At 59.3% G+C, this 20,659-nt stretch carries 19 protein-coding genes; 11 read left to right on the plus strand and 8 right to left on the minus strand.

All coding sequences use genetic code 11. The annotated features are described in order from the left end of the window. The first annotated feature begins 26 nt into the window (after positions 1-26). From galE to BMZ35_RS19675, 5 genes are read left to right on the plus strand one after another with little or no spacing between them, the layout of a single operon-like run. Positions 27-1,013 (plus strand): UDP-glucose 4-epimerase GalE, encoded by a 987-nt coding sequence (gene galE / locus BMZ35_RS19655; protein WP_093096893.1) that lies wholly within the window; start codon positions 27-29, stop codon positions 1,011-1,013. After that, positions 973-2,244: a glycosyltransferase family 4 protein gene (locus BMZ35_RS19660; RefSeq protein ID WP_093096896.1), complete on the plus strand. Its 1,272-nt coding sequence runs from the start codon at positions 973-975 to the stop codon at positions 2,242-2,244. The genes galE and BMZ35_RS19660 overlap by 41 nt, the downstream gene beginning before the upstream one ends. A 52-nt stretch (positions 2,245-2,296) precedes the next feature. Next, a complete protein-coding gene (locus BMZ35_RS19665; RefSeq protein ID WP_093096898.1) occupies positions 2,297-3,307 on the plus strand; it encodes a glycosyltransferase family 2 protein in 1,011 nt (336 codons plus the stop codon). Continuing rightward, entirely contained in the window at positions 3,304-5,001 is a 1,698-nt protein-coding gene (locus BMZ35_RS19670; RefSeq protein WP_093096901.1) for a DUF5927 domain-containing protein, read from the plus strand. Before BMZ35_RS19665 ends, BMZ35_RS19670 begins: the two co-directional genes overlap by 4 nt. Positions 5,002-5,007: 6 nt before the next feature. Then, positions 5,008-6,435 carry a sulfotransferase family 2 domain-containing protein gene (locus BMZ35_RS19675; protein ID WP_093096904.1) on the plus strand — a complete coding sequence of 476 codons (1,428 nt, stop codon included), beginning with the start codon at positions 5,008-5,010 and terminating at the stop codon, positions 6,433-6,435. Between the two features lie 18 nt (positions 6,436-6,453). On the opposite strand, the gene BMZ35_RS19680 is transcribed toward BMZ35_RS19675, so the two are convergent. The 7 genes from BMZ35_RS19680 to BMZ35_RS19710 form a co-directional block, all read right to left on the minus strand. Next, on the minus strand, positions 6,454-6,918 hold the full coding sequence (locus tag BMZ35_RS19680; RefSeq protein WP_093096906.1) for a PTS sugar transporter subunit IIA: 465 nt from the start codon (positions 6,916-6,918) through the stop codon (positions 6,454-6,456). 38 nt (positions 6,919-6,956) lie between these two features. Continuing rightward, positions 6,957-7,526 (minus strand): ribosome hibernation-promoting factor, HPF/YfiA family, encoded by a 570-nt coding sequence (gene hpf, locus BMZ35_RS19685; protein WP_093096909.1) that lies wholly within the window; start codon positions 7,524-7,526, stop codon positions 6,957-6,959. 238 nt (positions 7,527-7,764) lie between these two features. Next, on the minus strand, positions 7,765-8,523 hold the full coding sequence (gene lptB / locus BMZ35_RS19690; protein WP_093096911.1) for an LPS export ABC transporter ATP-binding protein: 759 nt from the start codon (positions 8,521-8,523) through the stop codon (positions 7,765-7,767). Positions 8,524-8,525: 2 nt separating this feature from the next. Further along, positions 8,526-9,008: a lipopolysaccharide transport periplasmic protein LptA gene (gene lptA / locus BMZ35_RS19695; RefSeq protein WP_242654871.1), complete on the minus strand. Its 483-nt coding sequence runs from the start codon at positions 9,006-9,008 to the stop codon at positions 8,526-8,528. A 3-nt stretch (positions 9,009-9,011) separates the two neighbouring features. Further along, positions 9,012-9,623, minus strand: a complete 612-nt coding sequence (locus BMZ35_RS19700) for an LptA/OstA family protein (RefSeq protein ID WP_093096914.1) — start codon at positions 9,621-9,623, stop codon at positions 9,012-9,014. Between the two features lie 4 nt (positions 9,624-9,627). After that, positions 9,628-10,602: a KpsF/GutQ family sugar-phosphate isomerase gene (locus BMZ35_RS19705; protein ID WP_093096917.1), complete on the minus strand. Its 975-nt coding sequence runs from the start codon at positions 10,600-10,602 to the stop codon at positions 9,628-9,630. Beyond that, positions 10,602-11,213 (minus strand): ribonuclease D, encoded by a 612-nt coding sequence (locus tag BMZ35_RS19710; RefSeq protein WP_093096919.1) that lies wholly within the window; start codon positions 11,211-11,213, stop codon positions 10,602-10,604. Before BMZ35_RS19710 ends, BMZ35_RS19705 begins: the two co-directional genes overlap by 1 nt. Positions 11,214-11,354: 141 nt before the next feature. Between BMZ35_RS19710 and BMZ35_RS19715 the strand changes: the two genes are divergently transcribed. Beyond that, the gene (locus tag BMZ35_RS19715; RefSeq protein ID WP_093096922.1) at positions 11,355-13,544 is read left to right on the plus strand and encodes a thiamine pyrophosphate-dependent enzyme; all 2,190 of its coding nucleotides are present in this window, start codon (positions 11,355-11,357) and stop codon (positions 13,542-13,544) included. Between the two features lie 54 nt (positions 13,545-13,598). Further along, positions 13,599-14,342: a phosphotransferase gene (locus tag BMZ35_RS19720; protein WP_131814405.1), complete on the plus strand. Its 744-nt coding sequence runs from the start codon at positions 13,599-13,601 to the stop codon at positions 14,340-14,342. 3 nt (positions 14,343-14,345) lie between these two features. On the opposite strand, the gene BMZ35_RS19725 is transcribed toward BMZ35_RS19720, so the two are convergent. After that, entirely contained in the window at positions 14,346-15,140 is a 795-nt protein-coding gene (locus BMZ35_RS19725) for a PaaX family transcriptional regulator C-terminal domain-containing protein (protein ID WP_165610141.1), read from the minus strand. Between the two features lie 158 nt (positions 15,141-15,298). On the opposite strand from BMZ35_RS19725, the gene BMZ35_RS19730 reads away from it, so the two are divergent. Genes BMZ35_RS19730 through BMZ35_RS19745 form a run of 4 tightly spaced genes read left to right on the plus strand, consistent with a single transcriptional unit; the run spans position 15,299 to position 20,558 of the window. Next, positions 15,299-16,918, plus strand: a complete 1,620-nt coding sequence (locus BMZ35_RS19730) for an acyl-CoA carboxylase subunit beta (protein WP_093096929.1) — start codon at positions 15,299-15,301, stop codon at positions 16,916-16,918. A 2-nt stretch (positions 16,919-16,920) separates the two neighbouring features. Next, positions 16,921-18,891 carry an acetyl-CoA carboxylase biotin carboxylase subunit gene (locus BMZ35_RS19735; RefSeq protein WP_093096931.1) on the plus strand — a complete coding sequence of 657 codons (1,971 nt, stop codon included), beginning with the start codon at positions 16,921-16,923 and terminating at the stop codon, positions 18,889-18,891. After that, positions 18,888-19,685, plus strand: a complete 798-nt coding sequence (locus BMZ35_RS19740; protein ID WP_242654872.1) for a TIGR03084 family metal-binding protein — start codon at positions 18,888-18,890, stop codon at positions 19,683-19,685. Before BMZ35_RS19735 ends, BMZ35_RS19740 begins: the two co-directional genes overlap by 4 nt. 9 nt (positions 19,686-19,694) lie before the next feature. Continuing rightward, positions 19,695-20,558 carry a beta-keto acid cleavage family enzyme gene (locus BMZ35_RS19745; RefSeq protein ID WP_093096934.1) on the plus strand — a complete coding sequence of 288 codons (864 nt, stop codon included), beginning with the start codon at positions 19,695-19,697 and terminating at the stop codon, positions 20,556-20,558. The last annotated feature ends 101 nt before the right edge of the window (positions 20,559-20,659 follow it).

Genomic DNA, 20,659 nt, shown 5'->3' on the forward strand with positions numbered 1-20,659 from the left:
GCTCAATAATCTGAAGAGGAAATGACATGGCCGACCATGTGCTCGTAACCGGCGGTGCCGGATACATTGGTTCGCACGCCTGCAAGGCGTTGCGTCAGGCGGGCTATGTTCCCGTCACCTACGACAATCTGTGCACCGGTTGGGAAGACGCCGTGAAGTTCGGCCCGTTCGAAAGGGGGGATCTTCTGGACCGGGCGCGCTTGGATGCGGTGTTTGCCAAGTACCAGCCGGTTGCGGTGATGCACTTTGCCGCGCTCAGCCAGGTTGGCGAGAGCATGAAGGAGCCGGGCAAATACTGGCTCAACAATGTGGGCGGTTCGCTGAGTTTGATCGAGGCGACGGTTGCTGCGGGGTGCCGAAACTTCGTGTTCTCCTCAACCTGTGCAACTTATGGCGAGCATGACAATGTGTTGCTGGATGAAAGTGTCGAGCAGCACCCGATCAATGCCTATGGATCGTCCAAGCGCGCCATTGAAGACATGCTCAAGGATTTCGAGAGTGCTTTTGGGCTGCGTCATGTGATTTTTCGCTATTTCAACGTAGCGGGGGGCGACCCGGAGGCGGAAGTGGGCGAGTTTCACCGCCCTGAGACCCATCTTATTCCCCTGATGCTGGACGCGATTGATGGCAAGCGGGAAGCGCTGACGATTTTTGGCACGGATTACGATACGCCGGATGGCACATGTATCCGGGATTACGTGCATGTTTGTGATTTGGTGGATGCGCATGTTCTGGGCCTGAAGTGGCTGGAGGATGACAAGGGCAGCCGTGTCTTCAACCTTGGCACCGGATCCGGGTTCTCGGTGCGCGAAGTGATCGATCATTCCCGCGCCGTGACCAACCGGGACGTGCCGTATGAAGAGGGACCGCGCCGCCCCGGCGACTGTACCAAGCTGGTTTCCGGCTCGACACGTGCGGGGAAAGAGCTAGGTTGGACCCCGAAACGTTCCACATTGGACATCATGATCGCAGATGCCTGGAGATGGCACCAAAACGGCCATTACGACAAGTAATCCACCAGCGCGGCTTTTGGAGCTGACCCGGGCGCTGAGCGTGTTCGGTGGGCGCCCCTCGGGGGTGGATCGCGTGTGCCTTGCATATCTCAAGGCGTTGAGCAACGCGCCTGCGCCGTGTTTCGGGCTGGCGCGGACCCGGCTGGGATATGTTTTGCTAGACCCGGACGGGGTGCGGGGGGTTCTTACGCGGCTGGAGGGGCGCGTGCCGTGGGGGGAGGCGGATCTCGTTGCCCGGTTACTACGACGTAACGGGGATTATCGTCGCCAGACCGAGGCAGACTTGCGCCGGTTGTGCATTGCACGGTGCCCGGCGTCGGGGTTGGCACGCATGTTGAGGCGGCACCTGCCGGCCGGTAGCGTCTATCTCAATGTCGATCAGGCGAACTTTTCGCAATCCAAGCTGCAAGCGATCAAGTCTGTGCGGGATGCGAAAGTCACCTTGTTCCTGCATGACGCGATCCCGCTGGATTACCCGGAATACCAGACTCCGCAATCGGTCCTGCGGTTTCGCGATTATCTGTCGGCGGCGCAATCCGAGGCGGACCTGATCCTGACAAATTCGGACGCGTCCGTGCAGGCCCTGCGGCGGCATATCTCGCAACTGGGAAGCGTGCCGCCTATTCAGGTTGCGCATCTGGGTGTGGAAGTGGATTTTTTCCAAAACGAAGACAATCTGGAAGTGCCTGCGTTTGACCGGCCCTACATGATTTGCCTTGGGACGATCGAGCCGCGCAAGAATGTCGGCCAGTTGCTGGATATCTGGGAGCGGTTTGCCGCGAAATATCCCGAGGAGAGAATCCCGCATCTCGTGATTTGCGGACGTCGTGGCTGGATGATGGAGGCTTTCTTTGAAAGGCTGGAGGCGTCTCCGCTAAGTGGGCGCGTTGTGCATGAATTTAACGACCTCAATGACACGCAGGTATTTGCCTTGTTGCGTGGTGCGGCGGGGATGGTGTTTCCCAGCCTTTCGGAGGGTTTTGGACTTCCCCCCGTGGAAGCCGCGTCTCTGGGCGTGCCGGTGATCTGCAACGATTTGCCCGTGTTGAGGGAAATCCTGCATGATTATCCCATTTACGCAGCGGTTACGGACAGTTATTCATGGGAAAAGGCAATAATGTCTCTGGCTTGGGAGCGACCGGCGTCAGAGGGACCGGACGGGCAGACCGGAAAGCGGTACTTTCCCCCAACGTGGGAGGCGCATTTCAACACCGTCTTAAGGGTAACGTGATAGCCCCTTTGTCCGGCTTCCCCGCTGACTTGGAAAGGTTGAAGGAAACGGATTGGGCGTCTGGCAATCATATCGGCTCCGAGTGAGACGTCGGGCGCGGCTGGTCCGGGCCATTCGCAAACGTCGGGAATTGCGCAGCATCGTCGATCGTACGAACCAGATCAAACCCAACGATCTTTTGGTGTTTTCGACGCAGCGCAACGAGCAGATCCGACTGCCCTATTTCCTTGAATACTATCGTGAAAAAGGCGCTGGTCATTTCTTTTTTGTGGACAATGACAGCACTGACGGTTCGCTGGAATACCTTTCAGAGCAACCTGACGTGTCGGTTTGGCACACGCGCCATTCCTACAAGAAGTCGCGCTTCGGGGTGGATTGGCTGAACTGGTTGCAGCTGCGCTATGCGCACAATCACTGGTGCCTCGTGGTCGACCCGGATGAGTTCTTTATCTATCCGTTCTGCGATACGCGCCCGATCACGGCGCTGACCGACTGGTTGGACGCGAGCTCTATCAAGTCGTTCAGCGCCATGTTGCTTGATATGTACCCGCGTGGGCCGATCACGGAACAGCCTTATCGTGCCGGGCAAGATCCCCTTGAGATTGCCTGTTGGTTCGATGCGGGCAACTACACCATGTCCAAGAATCCGGATTACGGGAATCTCTGGATTCAGGGCGGACCTCGGTCGCGCGTGTTCTTTCCGGACAATCCGGAACTGGCGCCAGCGCTTAACAAGGTGCCGCTGGTCAAGTGGAACCGGCGCTATACCTATGTCAGCTCGACCCACATGCTTTTGCCGCGTGGTCTTAACCAGGTTTATGACGAATGGGGTGGTGAAAAGGCTTCCGGGCTTCTTCTTCACACCAAGTTCATCGATACGTTTACGGCCAAGGCCGAAGAGGAGCTTGAGCGCAAACAGCATTATGCGGCGAGCGTTGAATACCTCGCCTACGCCAAGCGGTTGCGGGACAACCCGGAACTTTGGTGCAAATGGAGCGAGAAATACATCAATTGGCGCCAGCTTGAGATTCTGGGGCTCATGTCCAAGGGGAACTGGGCATGAGCGTGGGTATCCTCATGCTGGTTCATACGGCGTTTGACCGGGCCGAGCAGGTGGCACGGCATTGGGACAAATACGGCTGCCCGGTCGTGATCCATGTCGATGCCAGCGTGAAACCGGGGCCCTACAAGCGTTTTGTCAAAGCGCTGGCTGATGTAGAGAATGTGAAATTTTGCAAGCGGCATCGGTGTGAATGGGGCAATTGGGGATTGGTCGCGGCTTCGCAGTCGGCTGCAGAGCTGATGCTCGATGCTTTTCCGAATGTGCGCCATGTCTACCTGTCGTCGGGTTCATGCCTGCCGTTGCGCCCGGTGCAGGAGCTGAAGGATTATCTCAAGGCGCGGCCGCGAACGGACTTTATCGAGAGCGCCACGACCGCGGATGTGCCGTGGACTGTGGGCGGGCTGGATCATGAACGATTCACCCTGCATTTCCCGTTCTCGTGGCGCAAACAGCGTTTCCTGTTCGACAAGTGGGTGGATATTCAGCGGTTCCTGAGGATCAAGCGCAAGATTCCGCACGGGATCGTGCCGCATATGGGGTCGCAATGGTGGTGCCTGACCCGTCAGACACTTTCGGCCATTCTGGAAGACCCGGAACGCGAGACGTTTGATAATTACTTCAAGCGGGTCTGGATTCCGGACGAGAGCTATTTCCAGACGCTGGCGCGGCTTTATTCCACCAATATCGAAAGCCGCTCGCTGACGCTTTCCAAGTTCGACTTCCAGGGCAAGCCGCATATTTTCTATGATGATCACCTGCAGCTGTTGCGGCGGTCGGATTGTTTTGTGGCGCGGAAGATCTGGCCCAAGGCGAACAGGCTTTACGATGGTTTCCTGCGTGACCCGGATGGCGCGATCAAGATGACGGAACCGAATCCGGCCAAGATCGATCGCATCTTCGCCAAGGCCGTCGAGCGGCGGACCAAGGGGCGGACGGGGTTGTACATGCAGAGCCGGTTTCCGAACGAGGGTTGGGAAAACGGCATGACCTTCGGGCGGTACTCCGTGTTTCACGGGTTTGCCGAACTGTTCGAAGACTTTGAGCCCTGGCTGGCGAAGACGACGGGAACACAGGTTCATGGCCACCTGTTCGCGCCCGAGCGGGCTGAATTTGCCGGGGAACAGAAAGTTATCAACGGGGCGCTGAGCGATTCCCCGAAAATCCGCGATTACAATTCGATTGCCTTTCTGGCCAGCCTGATCTGGAACACGCGCGGAGAACGGCAGTGTTTTCAGGTCGGGCCGCGCGACGAAGGGGCGCCGGTTTGGTTTATTGCCAAGGACCCGAATGCGCAAATCTCGATGATCAGCGGTGCCTGGGCTTTGTCTCTGTTCAAATCGAATCGGAATTTCGCCGAGATCCGCAAGGAAGCGGCCCGTTTGCAGAAACTCGAAAATGATCAGCTTTGGGCGCTGCGTTCCCCTTATGCCAAGGCGCGGGTGCGAATTTGGACATTGGCTGAATTCATCGAGGCCCCGATGGAGCCCTTGCAGGCGATTATTGACGAGATCGGCACAGGTAATCCGCGCCGCTTGGCCGAGGCGCCGCGCATGACGGACATGACGGGGTTTGGCCAATTCCTGCAGAACCTCAAGAACCAGGGGATGCACCCCTATCTGATGGGCGATTTTCCGGTTGAACAGCCCGATAACGAAAAGAAGAAGCCGCCGCGTAAACCGTATCTGGTGCAGTAAGGGATCATGTCGAGCAAGTTTGACTATTTCGTTGTGTTTGCAGAGATGCGCACCGGATCGAATTTTCTGGAAACCAACATCAACGCCTTCCCCGGCCTGAGCTGTCATGGTGAGGCATTCAATCCGCATTTCATCGGCTATCCCAACCGGGACGAGATTTTGGGCGTCACGCTTGAACAAAGGACGGCCGATCCCAAACGGTTGTTGCAGGCCGTCAAGGATGAGCCGGGGAAGCTTTCTGGATTTCGGTTCTTTCACGACCATGATCCCCGGGTGCTGGATGACTGCCTGAAGGATCGGCGCTGTGCCAAGATCGTGCTGACGCGGAACCCGTTGGACAGCTATGTGTCTTGGAAGATCGCGCAGGCCACCGGGCAGTGGAAGCTGACCGATGTGCGGCGGCGCAAGGACAGCAAAGTGCGATTTGATGGTGAGGAGTTTCGCCGCCACGTCGAGGATTTGCAGACGTTTCAGGTCACCTTGATGAAGGCGCTGCAATTGACCGGGCAAACGGCGTTCTATGTTGCCTACGAGGATCTGCAGGATGTGCAGGTGATGAATGGATTGGCGCAGTTTCTTGGAGTCGAGGATCGGCTGGAGGCGCTGGATACGTCGCTCAAGCGTCAGAATCCCAGTCCGCTGTCGGACAAGGTGTCGAATTTTGGCGAAATCTCGGGGGCATTGGCCGAGTTGGACCGGTTCAACCTGTCCCGTACGCCCAATTTCGAACCCCGGCGCGGCCCGGTGGTGCCGACCTATGTTGCCGCGGCCAAAGCGCCGCTCATGTATCTGCCAATCCGTTCCGGACCAGAGCGCGAGGTCATGCGGTGGCTGGCGGCTCTGGATGGGGTGGACGAAGACACGCTCTTGACCAAGTTCAACCAGAAGACCCTGCGCCAGTGGAAGCGCGGTCATGCCGGGCATAGAACCTTCACCGTGATCCGGCATCCGGTTTCGCGGGTGCATCATGCCTACTGCGCACGGATCCTTTCAACCGGTGAGGGCAGCTATCGTCGGATCCGCAATACCTTGCGCAAGGTATACAAGGTGCCGTTGCCCAAGGATGGTCCCGGCGATGATTATGACGTTGCGGCACATAGGGCTGGATTTCTGGCTTTTCTGGAGTTTGTGAAGGCGAATCTGGCCGGTCAGACCGGTTTGCGCCTGGACGCGCATTGGGCGACTCAGTCGGGTGCCCTGCGGGGATTCGGGGAGTTGGCGCTGCCTGACATGATCATTCGCGAGGACGAAATGCAGTCATATCTGCCGGCACTTGCGGTGCAGGTCGGGCGGATGGATGCCCCCGATCCAGAGCCAGCCAGTTCGGATCAGCCGTGGGCACTTGATGATGTTTATGACGACGAGATCGAGGCGCTGGTCAGCGACATCTACCAGCGGGATTATTGGATTTTCGGATTTGACCGCTGGAAATAGCGGGCCAGGGGCGCCGGATCAGGCGGCCTGAACCTTGTCGGTCTCGGTCAGGATGGTGAACAGGGTCGCCGCTTCCTGGTTGGCACGCAGCTTGGCGCAGATCGACGCCTCGCGCAGTCGACGCGAAACTTGGGCCAATGCCTTGAGGTGTTCGACCCCGGCTTCCACCGGTGCGAACAGGGCAAAGGCGATGTCGACCGGCTGGCGGTCGACAGCGTTGAAATCAACGGGTTTTTCCAAAAGAATGAAGGCGCCGATCACGCTTTGCAGCGCGGGAAGGCGTGCGTGGGGCAGGGCCACACCGTGGCCCACACCCGTTGGTCCGAGGTTTTCACGCTCTTGCAACGCCTCGACAACGCGAGACGCATCCAGATCATAAGCAGACGCGGCGAGATCGCCGAATTCCTGAAGCAGACGCTTCTTGCTGGAGGCGGAGGTAACGACTTTTACCGCCTCCGGCTTGAGGATCGTTGAAAGGTCCATACTGCCTGTGTCTCCGGATGGGTGCGCTGCACCTCACCTCAGTTTTGCGGGTCGATCCAACCGATGTTGCCGTCATCCCGGCGATACACCACGTTCAATCCGCTTTTTCCCTCGTTCTTGAAAACCAGGACCGGTGCCCCTGCAAGCTCCATCTGCATCACCGCTTCGCCAACACTCAGAGATTGGATTTTGGTTTCCATCTCGGCGACGATAACGGGCTGGAGCGTTTCAGGCTCGGATTCCTCAGCTTCCGCTTCTGGCGCGAGGATATACGAGGACGCGCCGAAGAGTTCAACCGGTTCCGAGCGTTCACGGTGATGGTCCTTCAGGCGGCGCTTGTAACGGCGCAGCTGCTTTTCCATCTTTTCATTGCATTCGTCGAAGGCTGCATAGATCTCGGTCGCGTGGGCTTTTGCCTGAGCAGTCAGGCCGGTCGACAGGTGAACGGTCGCCTCGCAGACATATTCATGCGCGCTTTTGGAGAAGACAATGTTGGCATCGGTCGGGCGTTCGGCATATTTGCCCACCACGGTGCTGAGTTCATCCTTCACATGAGTCTGAAGGGCTTCACCGATATCGATGTGTTTTCCGGTTATCTGGTAGCGCATCCTGTCTCCTTTTCGATGACATGTCGGACCATGGGCATGCGTGTGCCGCGGTTTTTGTCAGGTCCGAATGCTGGGAATCGACTTGTTTGATCCTTGTGTCTGACCGGGCCTTTCCAACAAGGCCGCCGGATGCAGAGCGGTGGATTGCAAACATGTCATACCTTGTATTTGGGTATTTCCGGGGGGAAGTGTCAATGACATGAATCCGTTTTTCGACGGATTTTCTTATGACCCCGGTTCAGGAAATCCGGAAGTTGTCGCCAAGATAGACGCGCCGTACATTTTCGTTTTCGACCACGTCATCCGGCGTGCCGGACATGAGCACCTTGCCGTCGTGCAAGATATAGGCACGGTCGACAATTTCGAGCGTTTCGCGCACGTTATGGTCCGTGATCAGCACGCCAATCCCGCGTTTCTTGAGGTCGGCAACGAGGTGTCGGATATCCCCGACGGAAATCGGGTCAACCCCCGCAAAAGGTTCGTCCAGAAGCAGGTATTTCGGGTCTGCTGCAAGGCATCGCGCAATCTCTACCCGGCGGCGTTCGCCCCCCGATAGAGCCAGTGCCGGGGCCCGGCGCAGGTGTTCGATGGAAAACTCGGACAGCAGTTCTTCGAGTCGTTCGCGGCGCTTGTGGCGGTCCTTTTGGGTGATATCGAGGATCGCGAGAATGTTGTCTTCGACCGACAGGCCGCGGAAAATCGACATCTCCTGTGGCAGATAACCGATACCCAGCTTGGCGCGGCGATACATCGGCAGCATAGTCGCATCCTGACCGTCGATCATGACGCGCCCGCCTTCGGGCGTGACCAATCCGGCGATCGCATAAAACGCGGTGGTTTTGCCGGCGCCGTTAGGTCCGAGCAGCGCGACCACTTCGCCCCGGCTGAGCTCCATCGAAAAATCCCGGATGACCACGCGTTTGCGGTAGGCCTTGCGCAGGTTTTCGACCTGCAGCCCGGATGCGCCCTGAGTGACGGAAAGTTCCGGCTTGGCCATGCTTACTCGGTCCTCAGAATGGTTTTAACGCGCCCGTGCATTTCGGCGGTGTTGTCCGTGAGGTTGAGCGTCATGCTATCGGCAGAAATCGTGTTGGGCCCCTGTACCACGGTAACATTGCCGGTCATCACGACGGTACCGGACTCAATGCTGTACTCGGCGCTGTCGGCTTCGGCTACGTCCTCCCCCTGAACGATGAGGACATCGCCAGTGGCCACAAGACGCGAAATCCCAGAAGAATCAGAGGTATAGTGAACATTCACCACGTCGGCGGTCATGCGCATGTCGCCCTGGGACACGTCGACGTTGCCCTTGAACACGGCACTGCCGTCGTTCTGGTTCACGGAAAGGCTGTCTGCGGTGACTTCGACCGGAAGGTTGGTTTCCTGCTGCATTTCGCCAAAGGCGACCTTGAGACCTTGGGCAAAGGTCATGGCCGGTAGTGTGGCCAGAACAGCAATCAGCAGCGGGCGCAACAAATGCACGTGTCACCTCGTAGTGTCTTTGGGTGTGTATACCAGTTTCACGCCCTTTGTGAAAAACAAATAAATATCCTCGGACTCGTCGGCCGGGCGCAAGGCCATGCGGCCCGCGGTCAGTGTCCCGAATGGAGCTTCGGCCAAGATTTCCCCGCCGCTTTCGGCGCGGATTTCCGTGAGGCTGATGATCATCGTGTTGGTCACGATCGAGTAGTTCGAGGAGGTTTCAAGCTTGACGTTGCCTTCAAGCGTGACTTCCTGAAACTCGCCATCGGCCACGCCGGTATTCGCATAGGCCGTATAAAGCGCACCGTCCACGGTTTCGATACGAGCCGTAAGGTTCTCGGCAATTGTGCTGTTTGGGGCATCGGGATCCGGGCGCGCGGTTTCTGCCGTGATGGCGACGGCGTGGCCCTGATCGGTTTGGCCCGAAAAATATGGGGCCGTGATTTGTTGGTTACGCAACCGTTTTTCAAGTTCGACCTTGGCGAAGGGGATCGCGCTGTCGAGGTCAAAGCTACGCGGCACAAGGAAAAGGGTGCTGAGCAGGGCGAGCGCGGCAAGCGGCAGCGCCACCTTGAGCCAAGCGACCAGTTTGGAATATGTAATCAGGCCCCGCACGGGATCAGCCCAGGCCCGCGCGCAGGCAGTCGTGGATATGCAAGAGGCCGATGGGAACGCCAGAGCCGTCGGGATCGACAACGAACAGGCAGGTGATCTTGCGCCGGTTCATGATTGCCACTGCTTCTTCGGCAAGCGCGCCGGGCGCGATGGTCTGTGGCGCTCGCGTCATGACATTCGCCGCCGTATGGTCGAGCAGGCCCGCCATGTGGCGGCGCAAATCCCCATCGGTGATGATGCCAACCAGCGCACCCTGAGAGTCGCAGACGCCGGCGACACCAAAGCCCTTCTGGCTGATCTCGATGAGAACATCCGACATCGGGGTGTCAAAAGACGTCAGGGGCAGTGCGTTTCCGTCATGCATGAGGTCGCGAACGCGGGCCAGCTGCGCACCAAGTTTTCCGCCCGGATGGAATTCGCGAAAATGCTCGGGTGTGAACTGACGGTGTTCCATCAGCGCAACGGCAAGCGCATCGCCGAGTGCCAGCGTCATGGTCGTGGAGCTTGTCGGCACGACACCGGTGCCGCAGGCTTCGTCGGCCTTGGGCAGGATTAACCCAATGTCGGATTGTTTGATGAGCGTCGACTCCGCCCGGCTGGCCACGCCGATCAGCGGGATTTCGAAACGGCGGGTATAGGCCACCAGATCGGCCAGTTCCGGGGTTTCGCCAGAGTTGGAAAGAACGATCACAACGTCGCCCTGCGCCATCATGCCAAGATCGCCGTGGCTGGCCTCGGCAGGATGCACGAAATGCGCCGGGGTGCCTGTTGACGCAAAGGTGGCGGCAATCTTGCGTGCGATATGCCCGGATTTCCCCATGCCCGAAATGATCACGCGGCCTTTTGCGGACAGCAGCAGTTCGACGGCGTCTGCAAACTCGTCACCCAGTCCCTGCCCAAGCTGAGCGAGGGCCGAAGCCTCGGTCGCGATCACGCGGCGTGCGGTGTCCAGAAAGGTCTGTTTATCAGCGTCGGTCATCAGTGGGAAAAAATGTCCTGATCGGGCCACCCGGCAAGGTCGAGCCGGGCGCGCATGGGAAGGAAATCGAAACAGGCTTGCGCCATGTCGGTTCGCCCTTCGCGTTCGAGGCGGGCGTTCAATTCGTCGCGCAGGCGGTGCAGATAAAGCACGTCCGAGGCGGCATAGTTGAGCTGAGCCTCGCTAAGGGTTTCGGCGCCCCAGTCGCTTTGCTGCTGCATCTTGGAGATGTCGACATTCAGCAGTTCCTGTAGCAGGTTCTTGAGCCCGTGGCGGTCGGTATAGGTGCGGACCAGTTTCGAAGCGATCTTGGTGCAATAGACCGGCGCGGTCAGGGCGCCGAAAGCGTTGTACATCGCGGCGATGTCGAAACGGCCGAAATGGAACAGCTTCAGAACGTTTGGATCCTCGAGCATACGGCAGAGATTGGGGGCTTCGGTCTGGGCCTTGGCCACCTGCACAAGGTGTGCATTGCCATCCCCGCCAGACATCTGAATCACGCAAAGACGATCACGGTGCGGGTTCAGCCCCATCGTTTCGCAATCAATGGCCACAACCGGGCCAAGATCCAGCCCGTCCGGGAGGTCGTTTTGATAAAGAAAGTTTGCCATCTTAGCCTCGAAATCTCGGTTGCCTTGCACTTACGGGTTCTGGGGCCGCGTTTCAATGTTTCTTGGGAACGCTTAAGGGCTTGCGGTGCCGGGTAGTTCGCGAAAGAACTGTTGGGTGGACCGGAAAACTGGAGGTGCGACGTGGATCGTGCGGATGTGGTACATGAGAATTTCAAACGGCGGGTTGCTACGGGGGATTTTCCTGAAGGGTCCGCGCCGGACGGGCCGCTTTCGGATGACGAGGCCCTGGCGGTTTTCCGCGCCCAATGCCTGAGTCGCAACCTTGATCGGCGGTCCCGCAAGATGCAGGCCGCAGGGCAGGGGTATTACACGATCGGCTCTAGCGGGCATGAGGGCATGGCTTCCGTGGCAGGCGCGTTGCGCCCAACGGATATGGCGTTTCTCCATTATCGAGATGGAGCGTTTCAGACGCGGCGCTCAGCCCAGGTGCCGGGGGTGGACGCCGTGCGAGACATGCTGATGAGCTTTGCCACGTCGCGGGATGACCCGATGTCGGGCGGGCGGCACAAAGTCCTCGGGTCAAAGGCGCTGATGATCCCGCCACAGACATCGACGATTGCCAGCCATTTGCCAAAGGCCGTTGGCGCGGCCTATGCCATCGGGCTTGGAAAACGCTGTCGACCGGAGCATGCGGTTCTGGAAGACGACGGGATTGTCCTGTGTTCATTTGGTGATGCCAGTGCCAACCATTCGACGGCGCAGGGGGCGATCAACGCTGCGTGCTGGAGCGCCTATCAATCGGCGCCCATGCCGCTTTTGTTTGTTTGCGAGGATAACGGGATCGGGATCTCGACGCGCACACCCAAAGGGTGGATTGCGGCTAATTTCTCGCAGAAGCCGGGATTGAAATATTTTCACGCCGATGGCCTGAACATGTTCGAAACCTATCGCGTCGCACAGGAGGCGCAGGACTATGTGCGCAAAACGCGCAAGCCTGCCTTCCTGCATCTGGGGGTCGTGCGGCTTTATGGCCACGCGGGATCGGATGTTCAGCAAGCGTATTTGCCCAAGTCGGTTTTCGAAGGCTGGGAGGCGCAGGATCCCTTGCTGCATTCCGCGCGATTGCTGATCGAAAAAGGTGTTCTGGATGCATCCGCGGTGCAGGCGATCTATGACGAGACCGAAGCGGAGTGCGCGCGGGTGGCCGAAGAGATTGCCGGGCTGCCCAGATTGCAGACCGCGCAGGATGTCATGGCCAGCCTGATCCCTCCAGCGCGCCCGAATGCCAAGCGAAATGGTCCGTCCCTAGCGCAGCGCGCCGAGGTGTTCGGCAGCGATTTTGAACAGATGAAAACGCCCCAACCGATGTCCCGCCTGATCAACTGGGCGCTGACGGACCTGATGCTTGAGTATGGCGAGCTGGTCGCGATGGGGGAAGACATCGGTGCCAAGGGCGGTGTCTATGGGGTGACGCAGAAACTTCAGAACAGGTTCGGGGCGCATCGGGTGATCGACACGCTTCTGGATGAGCAGAGCATTCTGGGGCTGGCGATCGGGCTGGCGCATAACGGGTTCGTGCCCATCCCGGAAATTCAGTTCCTGGCCTATCTCCACAACGCCGAAGATCAGTTGCGGGGAGAGGCGGCGACCTTGCCGTTCTTCTCGAACGGGCAGTTTTCCAACCCGATGGTGCTGCGAATTGCAGGGCTTGGGTATCAGAAGGGATTTGGTGGCCATTTTCATAACGACAACTCTCTGGCGGTTTTGCGCGATATTCCGGGGATCGTGATTGCCTGCCCGTCGCGCGGGGATGACGCGGCGAGAATGATGCGCGAGGCAGTGCGGTTGGCGCGCGAAGAGCAAAGGGTGGTCGTGTTTGTCGAGCCGATTGCACTTTATCCGATGCGGGACCTGCTGGAGGAAAAGGACGGGATGTGGATGACACCCTACCCCGCGCCAGAGGACCGTATCGCGCTGGGCGAGGTGGGGGTTCACGGGGAAGGTCCGCTTGCGATCCTGACCTATGGCAACGGTCGCTACCTGAGCACGCAGGCCGCCGCGCGGTTGGCCCAGGAAGGCGTTGCGACGCGGGTCATCGACATGCGGTGGCTTGCGCCCTTGCCGGTGGAAGGTATTCTGAAGGCGCTGGACGGGGCGGAGAAAGTGCTCGTGGTCGATGAGTGTCGCCAAACCGGGAGCCAGTCGGAGGCATTGATGGCGATGTTGCATGAGCAGAGTGATTTGCCGCATGCGCGGATTGCGGCAGAGGACAGTTTCATCGCGACCGGTCCGGCCTATGCCGCGACGATTCCGAGCGCAGACAGTATTGCGACTGCCGCACGTGCATTGTGGGCCGATCAGGGCCGGTAAATCGCAACAGCGTAAGCGCTTTACGAAGTGCAAGGCGGTGCCTACATTCCGGCCATGGAAAACAACCCTGCAAGTTCAGTTCGTGATGCGTTGTGCCAATTGGCCGAGGCGCGCGGAGCGACGGGCGCACCTCGGATCGAGCGTGTGGAATTGGAAGGCAGGGTTTACTGGATCAAGCGTCCGGAAGTTCTAAGCTGGCGGTATCGCCTGCAAAAGGGTGATCCAAGGGCGGCTTTTGAACGCGAAAGGCGCGCGTTTCACGAGATGAACGCGGTCAATGCGCCGGTGCCACGGATTCAGGCAGAGGGGCCAGATTTCCTTGTGCTGCCTGATTGTGGCACCGATCTTCGCCGGCGATTTCGGGATGAAGATGACGACGGGAAGCGCAAGGCGCTTTTATGTGATGCCGCCCAGGCGCTTGGGCGGTTTCACACGCTTGGCTTCACGCATGGACGCCCCAGCCCTAAGGACATGTGCCTGGCGAAGGATGGCATTCTGATGCTGGACTTTGAGCGGTACCGGGAAGAGAACAACACACCACGCGGCCATGCGCGGGATCTTGTCGTGTTTGCGTTTAACGTGATCGCGTATTCGCCCCGTGCCAAACAGGATTTGCCCGAAGCGATGCAAACCTATCGCGAAAATGCGCCTGACGGCACCTGGGAACTGGCTCAGGAGTGGTTGGCGCGCCTGCGTTGGGTCAGTTGGCTGGCCATTCCGGGGCAGTGGCGACGCGGAAAGAAGGGCAAAGAGTTCAAGGCGGTCCCGCAGTTGTTCGAACTGTTTCGTGATGCCTGACAGCTAGTCGTTTCCGTCCTGCATGGCGCGCAGGGTTTGCAGGTCAGGCCGAGCGTATCTTTCAAGCGCTGACATGACCGCTTCGCGGGCGTTGGACCCTGCCCAGTCTGCGGGCATCAGGATGTCGGCAAGGACGTTCTGGCGCAGGATCAACCGCCGCCAGTGATGCAGGATGACCAGCCGCAAGGCGGTGCGATCCGCCAGTGATGCCGGGATCGGGCGGTTCAGCATCTGGGTAACCGCAGAGTGGAGCTGTGTGTACTCCGAGCAGAGATCAGGGGGCGCAATGGTGTCAATGGCCCAATTGGGAAGCGTCTGAGGGGAAAAGGCTGTGACGAGGCAATCGTCAAACTGGGAATCGGTATCTGCAACGAGTGCGACGCGCGCCGATAGGGACATCGCATCGTCAGGCAACAAGTCAGCAAAATCCGCCGCAGGAACTGAGGGTGCCGCCATTACCATACGGATGGGTATGTTTCGGGTTGGCGTCGGTGTGTATACTTGGTTGCGTACGGATTGGGTCATGGCGCGGCCCTGATCCGAAAGGAAGTAGTTCGACGCTCTCCCGTCGCGCTCGGTGCGGATCCACCCATCGCGGCGCAGTCGGTGCAAGGCAACGCGCAATGCCTGGTTGTTGATGCCAAGCCGTTCAACAAGCATGTTGAGCGTGCGGCCGGGAAGAAAGTCTTCGGGGCGCTGGCACAGGTCGCCAAGGATCGTAACCACGAGCGACCAGACGCGGATCGGGCCACACTCGGCCACCAACTGAATATCTTTTTGCAGATCAGTATCTTGCATGATCTGATCATAGCCGTGTGACCAAGGGTTCTCAATAGAGCTGAGCGTGTGGTTCGATATGTTCTGCCGCCACGTCACGGTTGGCGGGAGTTGATACCGTGCAAGTGCCGCCGCATTCTGAAGCAAAGTTAGGGAAGGCATCAGGGAGGAGCCAACCCATGTGGCAAGGACCGCGTATCAAGCCCGGAACTGATAGCTATGGCAAAAACCGTGCGGCGATGCTTGCCGCCGTTGAGGAATTGCGTGCACTTGAGGCGCGCACGGCGCGAAAATCCGAGGAACGCCGCGAACGCTTTGCGCAGCGCGGTCAGATCACGCCGCGTGAACGCCTGTCGCGCCTGCTTGATCCGGGGATGCCGTTCCTGAGGCTACACAGTCTCGCCGGATACCTGGCGGATAGTGATGATCCGGAGAAGTCTCTTCCCGGGTCGACTTTTGTGATGGGGATCGGGTTCGTGTCCGGGGTGCGGTGTATGATCCTTGTGGACGACAGCGGTATCAATGCCGGGGCGCTCAGCCCGAAGGCGCTTCAGGCCATGTTGTCGGCACAGGACATCGCATTGCGCCAGAAACTGCCGTTTCTGCATCTCGTGGAAAGCGCGGGGGCGAACCTGATGAACTATCGGGTCGAGGATTGGGCGCTGGGCGGTGGGGTGTTCCGCAATCTCGCGCGGTTGTCGGCGGCAGGTTTGCCGACGGTTGCGGTATTGCATGGGCCATCGACGGCGGGTGGTGCCTATATGCCGGGGCTTTCGGATTACGTGATCGGCGTGAAGGGCAATGGCATCGCGGCCTTGGCCGGGGCGGCGCTTGTCCATGCGGCAACCGGAGAAGTCTCCAAGGACACTGATCTTGGCGGGGCGGAGATGCACGCTACAGTGTCGGGGTTGGTCGAATATTTGGCCGAGGATGATGTTCACGCCATCGAGATGGCCCGGCGGGTCATGGCGCGGCTGGATTGGAACCGGGATATGCTGTCCCGACCCGGGCGGCCCTATGCGCGCCCGCAGCACGATCCCGATGAGATTGCCGGCGTGGTGCCAGCCGATTGGAGCACGCCCTATGACATGCGCGAGTTGGTTGCCCGCCTTGTGGATGGCTCTGAATTCGATGAGTTCCAACCTGATTTCGGGGCCGCGACGCTTTGTCTTCAGGCGCAAGTGCATGGGATCACGGTGGGTATCCTGGCCAATAACGGGCCGATTGATCCAGCCGGGGCGAACAAGGCCACACATTTCATTCAAGCCTGCGATCAGGCGGGAACGCCTTTGGTCTTTCTCAACAACACGACCGGCTACATGGTCGGGGTGGAGTATGAACGCGCAGGTATGATCAAGCACGGATCGAAGATGATTCAGGCGGTGTCGAACGCGCGTGTGCCCAAGATCACGCTTTACACCGGGGCAAGCTTTGGTGCCGGGAACTATGGCATGTGCGGGATTGCCTATGAACCGGACTTCCTGTTTGCGTGGCCGACGTCGCGTTCTGGTGTCATGGGAGGTGCGCAGGCGGCGCGCACAATGAGCCTTGTGGCGCGCGTTGGTGCCAAGCGAAAGGGCGCGGAATTGGATGAGGCGCGGTTGGCGAAACAGGAGGCCGCCATTGAGGGCCTGTTCGATCGACAAAGCTCTCCGTTTTACACGTCGGGGCAAGTGCTTGATCATGGGGTGATCGACCCCCGTGACAGCCGCAAGGTGATCGCGTTTTGTCTTCAGACATGTCTGGAAGCCCGGCGACGGGAAGTAAATCCGAACGCATTTGGCGTGGCGAGGGTGTGAGCATGGCGAAGTTTTCATCCGTTTTGATTGCCAACCGGGGTGAGATTGCCGTCCGCGTGATACGCACCGCACGCGAGATGGGGTTGCGTACGGTGGCTGTTTACTCGGAGGCGGATGCCGGGGCGCCGCATGTGGCGGCCGCGGATCAGGCAATTTGCATCGGTCCGGCGCCCGCTCAGGAAAGTTACCTGAACGGCGCGGCCATTCTGGACGCCGCACGTCAGAGCGGGGCGGGGGCGATCCATCCGGGATACGGTTTCCTGTCTGAAAACGCGGATTTTGCGGCAGGCGTTGAAGCGGCCGGGTTGGTGTTTGTCGGGCCCGATGCGCATGCGATCGAGGCCATGGGGGACAAGGCCGGTGCCAAGATCCGAATGCTTGCCGCCGGGGTGCCCTGTGTGCCGGGATACGAAGGTGCGGACCAGTCCGACGCGGTGCTGAAAGCGGAAGCTGAGCGGATCGGCTTTCCGGTCATGGTCAAGGCCAGCGCCGGTGGAGGTGGCAAGGGGATGCGACTTGTCACGCGGTCCGCAGATTTGCCGGAGGCGCTGACGCGGGCGCGGGCCGAGGCATTGGCAAGTTTCGCAAATGACCGCCTGATCATCGAAAGGGCCATTCAACGCCCGCGCCATGTTGAGATACAGGTCTTTGCGGATACGCATGGCAATGTCATTCATCTAGGCGAGAGGGATTGCTCGGTGCAGCGTAGGCACCAGAAAGTTGTTGAAGAAGCGCCGTCACCAGCGGTTGATGAAAGCATACGGCAACGTATGGGGGCGGCAGCAGTCGCAGCAGCCAAGGCCGTTGGGTATCGCGGGGCTGGGACAGTCGAGTTCCTGCTGGATGAGACCGGAGACTTCTTCTTTCTTGAGATGAACACCCGCTTGCAGGTCGAACATCCGGTGACAGAGATGGTAACAGGACTAGACCTGGTGGCGATGCAGTTTGCTGTCGCACAAGGCGAAGCGCTTGCGCTCAAGCAAGACGATCTGGAGCTGAAGGGGCATGCAATCGAGGTACGGCTTTATGCCGAGGACCCGGCGAACGGATTTTTGCCTGTGACCGGGCAAGTCGCCTTGTGGAAGCCTCCGCAGTGGGTGCGCGTTGATTCCGGAATCGCAACGGGTGTTGATGTGTCACCACACTATGATCCAATGCTTGGAAAAGTGATCGCCTATGGGGAGACGCGTGAAGTAGCGCGGGCACGGTTGATTGCGGGGTTGCGTGAAATGGGTGTTCTGGGTCTGACGACCAACACGGAATTCCTGATCGACGTGTTGTCGCAGGAGGGTTTTGCCAGTGGGCAGGCGACAACTGCGTTTCTTGAGGAGTTTTATCCCCAAGGATGGACGCAGGCCGCACCGGAAAGTCGGGTGATTGCCCTGGCGGCTGTACAGTTGCTTTCAGAAGAAATGCGCGCCGCACAGGCCTGTACGGTGACTTTGGATGCCGGTCTTGCCGGGTTCAGTTCGGACGGGCTTCGCGCGGTGCCGGTGGATCTTGAGATTGATGCTGTGTGTCATGTGGTCGAGGTAGCGGGTTTCGGGATGCCCGAAGTGACGGTCAACACGGCCGATGGGAAGCATGCGCTTGCGTATGGTGAGGGCAATGAGGTGTGCCGCGTGGACGGGCAGCTTCTTCAATGGGTAAGCACGACTGCGCCGCAGGGTGGGTTGTTCTTGCAGGTTGAAGGGCGCCACATGCACGTCCGCCGACATCGGCCATGGCGCTCCGGACCCGGGACGGCGGGAAAAGGTCAGATCACGGCGCCCATGCCGGGGCTGGTTGTGTCGGTTCAGGTTGCGGCGGGTGATGTCGTGGCCGAAGGGCAAACGCTGGCTGTGCTGGAAGCGATGAAGATGCAGCATCAATTGGTTGCGGACCAAGCGGGTGTTGTCGGTGAAATCTGTGTTGCTGAAGGTGCGCAGGTTGTGACCGGAGCGCTTGTTGTGATTGTGGAGGACGCAGAATGACTTTGTCTCAGGCCGAGGATTTTCTGGAGGAAAGCGAGGCGCTCTATGACGTGATTGCCGCGCTCGATGATAAAGCGTTGCGGCAAGTGACGCAGTTCAAGGGATGGACCATCGAAGACGTTCTAGTGCACCTGCATTTCTGGAACAGGGGCGCGGACCTTTCGGCGCGGGACGAAGCGGCGTTTCAGGAGATGGTGGGTGGGGCGATGGTTTCGCTCAAGGAGAATGGAAGCCTCCGCTCGGTCGAGGATTCAGTGATCACCGAGCGCGGAACGGCGCTGCGTGAGGCATGGATTGGGCTGGTCCGGGATATGGCGCCGCGCTGGGCACAGATGGACCCCAAGGCGCGGTTGCCATGGGTCGGGCCGTCGATGTCGGCGCGGTCGTCAATGACGGCGCGGCAAATGGAAACCTGGGCGCATGGCATGGAGGTGTTTGATCTACTGGGAATCGCCCGGAAGGACGCTGAGCGTATTCGCAATATCGTGGTTCTTGGTGTGAATACTTTTGGCTGGTCACATCAGGTGCATGGGCTGAATGTGCCGGAGGCGATGCCGATTTTGGAGCTGACAGCGCCGTCGGGGGACGTATGGACCTTTGGCGATGCAGGGGCCGGACGCATTTCCGGGAACGCGGTGGATTTCGCCGCAGTGGTGACACAGACGCGCGCGGTTGCGGATACCGGCCTGCGGGTCGAAGGGCCGATCGCCGAAACGTGGATGAACTACGCCCAGTGTTTCGCGGGTCCGCCGGAAACGCCTCCTGCGCCGGGTGTGCGGCATATGCAGCAATAAGGGTGTAATATGGACAAGGCCATTCTGACCTGCGCTTTGAACGGAGTTCTGACGGACCCGAAGCAACATCCGGTCCCCGTCACGCCCGAGGAATGCGCACAATCCGCGCGAGAGGCCATGGATGCAGGCGCGGCCGTCATCCACGTCCATTTTCGCCAGCAGGGCGAAGGAAGGGGCCATCTTCCAAGTTGGGAACCAGACGTGGCAGTCGACATCGTTTCGGCCATTCGCGATGCCTGTCCGGGGATAATCATCAACGCGACGACCGGCACGGTCGGGCCTGATTATAGCGGTGCTCTGGCGGTGTTGCGGGCGGTTCGGCCCGAGATTGGCGCCTGCAATGCCGGATCCCTCAACTACCTCAAGCTGCGGGCGAATGGCGACTGGGCCTGGCCACCGATGTTGTTCGAGAATATGCCGGACAAAATACAGGACCATCTTGACGTGATGGACGAGATCGGCGCCCGCCCAGAGTTCGAGTGTTTCGACACGGGGATCGTGCGGTCCGTGGAAATGTTTGTGCGCAACGGCATGGCAAAGTCCGCTCAATATAACCTTGTGATGGGTGTGGCGTCGGGCATGCCCGTGGACCCGGAGTTGCTGGTTCTGTTGCAGCGCTATCTCATGCCGGGGTCGTTTTGGCAGACTACGTTGATTGGTCGGGAAGAGATCTGGACCACCCATCAAAAAGCGGCCGAGTTGGGCGGGATGTTGCGGACAGGGGTGGAGGATACGTTCTACCTTCCGGACGGGCGCAAGACTCGATCGAATGGCGAGTTGATTGACGCCTTACGCAGCTGCGCGGAACAGACGGGGCGCGAAGTGGCGAGCGCAGAAGACGCACGCGTCATGCTTGGCTTGAAACCTGTTTGAACGGGCTTCGGTGGCTGCCGGCCACGCCATCATTGGAGGTAAAAGGGTCTGAAATACCTTGAGTTTCGGGGTTGAGCTTGGAATAGTCGAGGTGTTTGCGT

It is taken from the genome of Shimia aestuarii, from assembly GCF_900114635.1.
GTDB lineage: Bacteria > Pseudomonadota > Alphaproteobacteria > Rhodobacterales > Rhodobacteraceae > Shimia > Shimia aestuarii.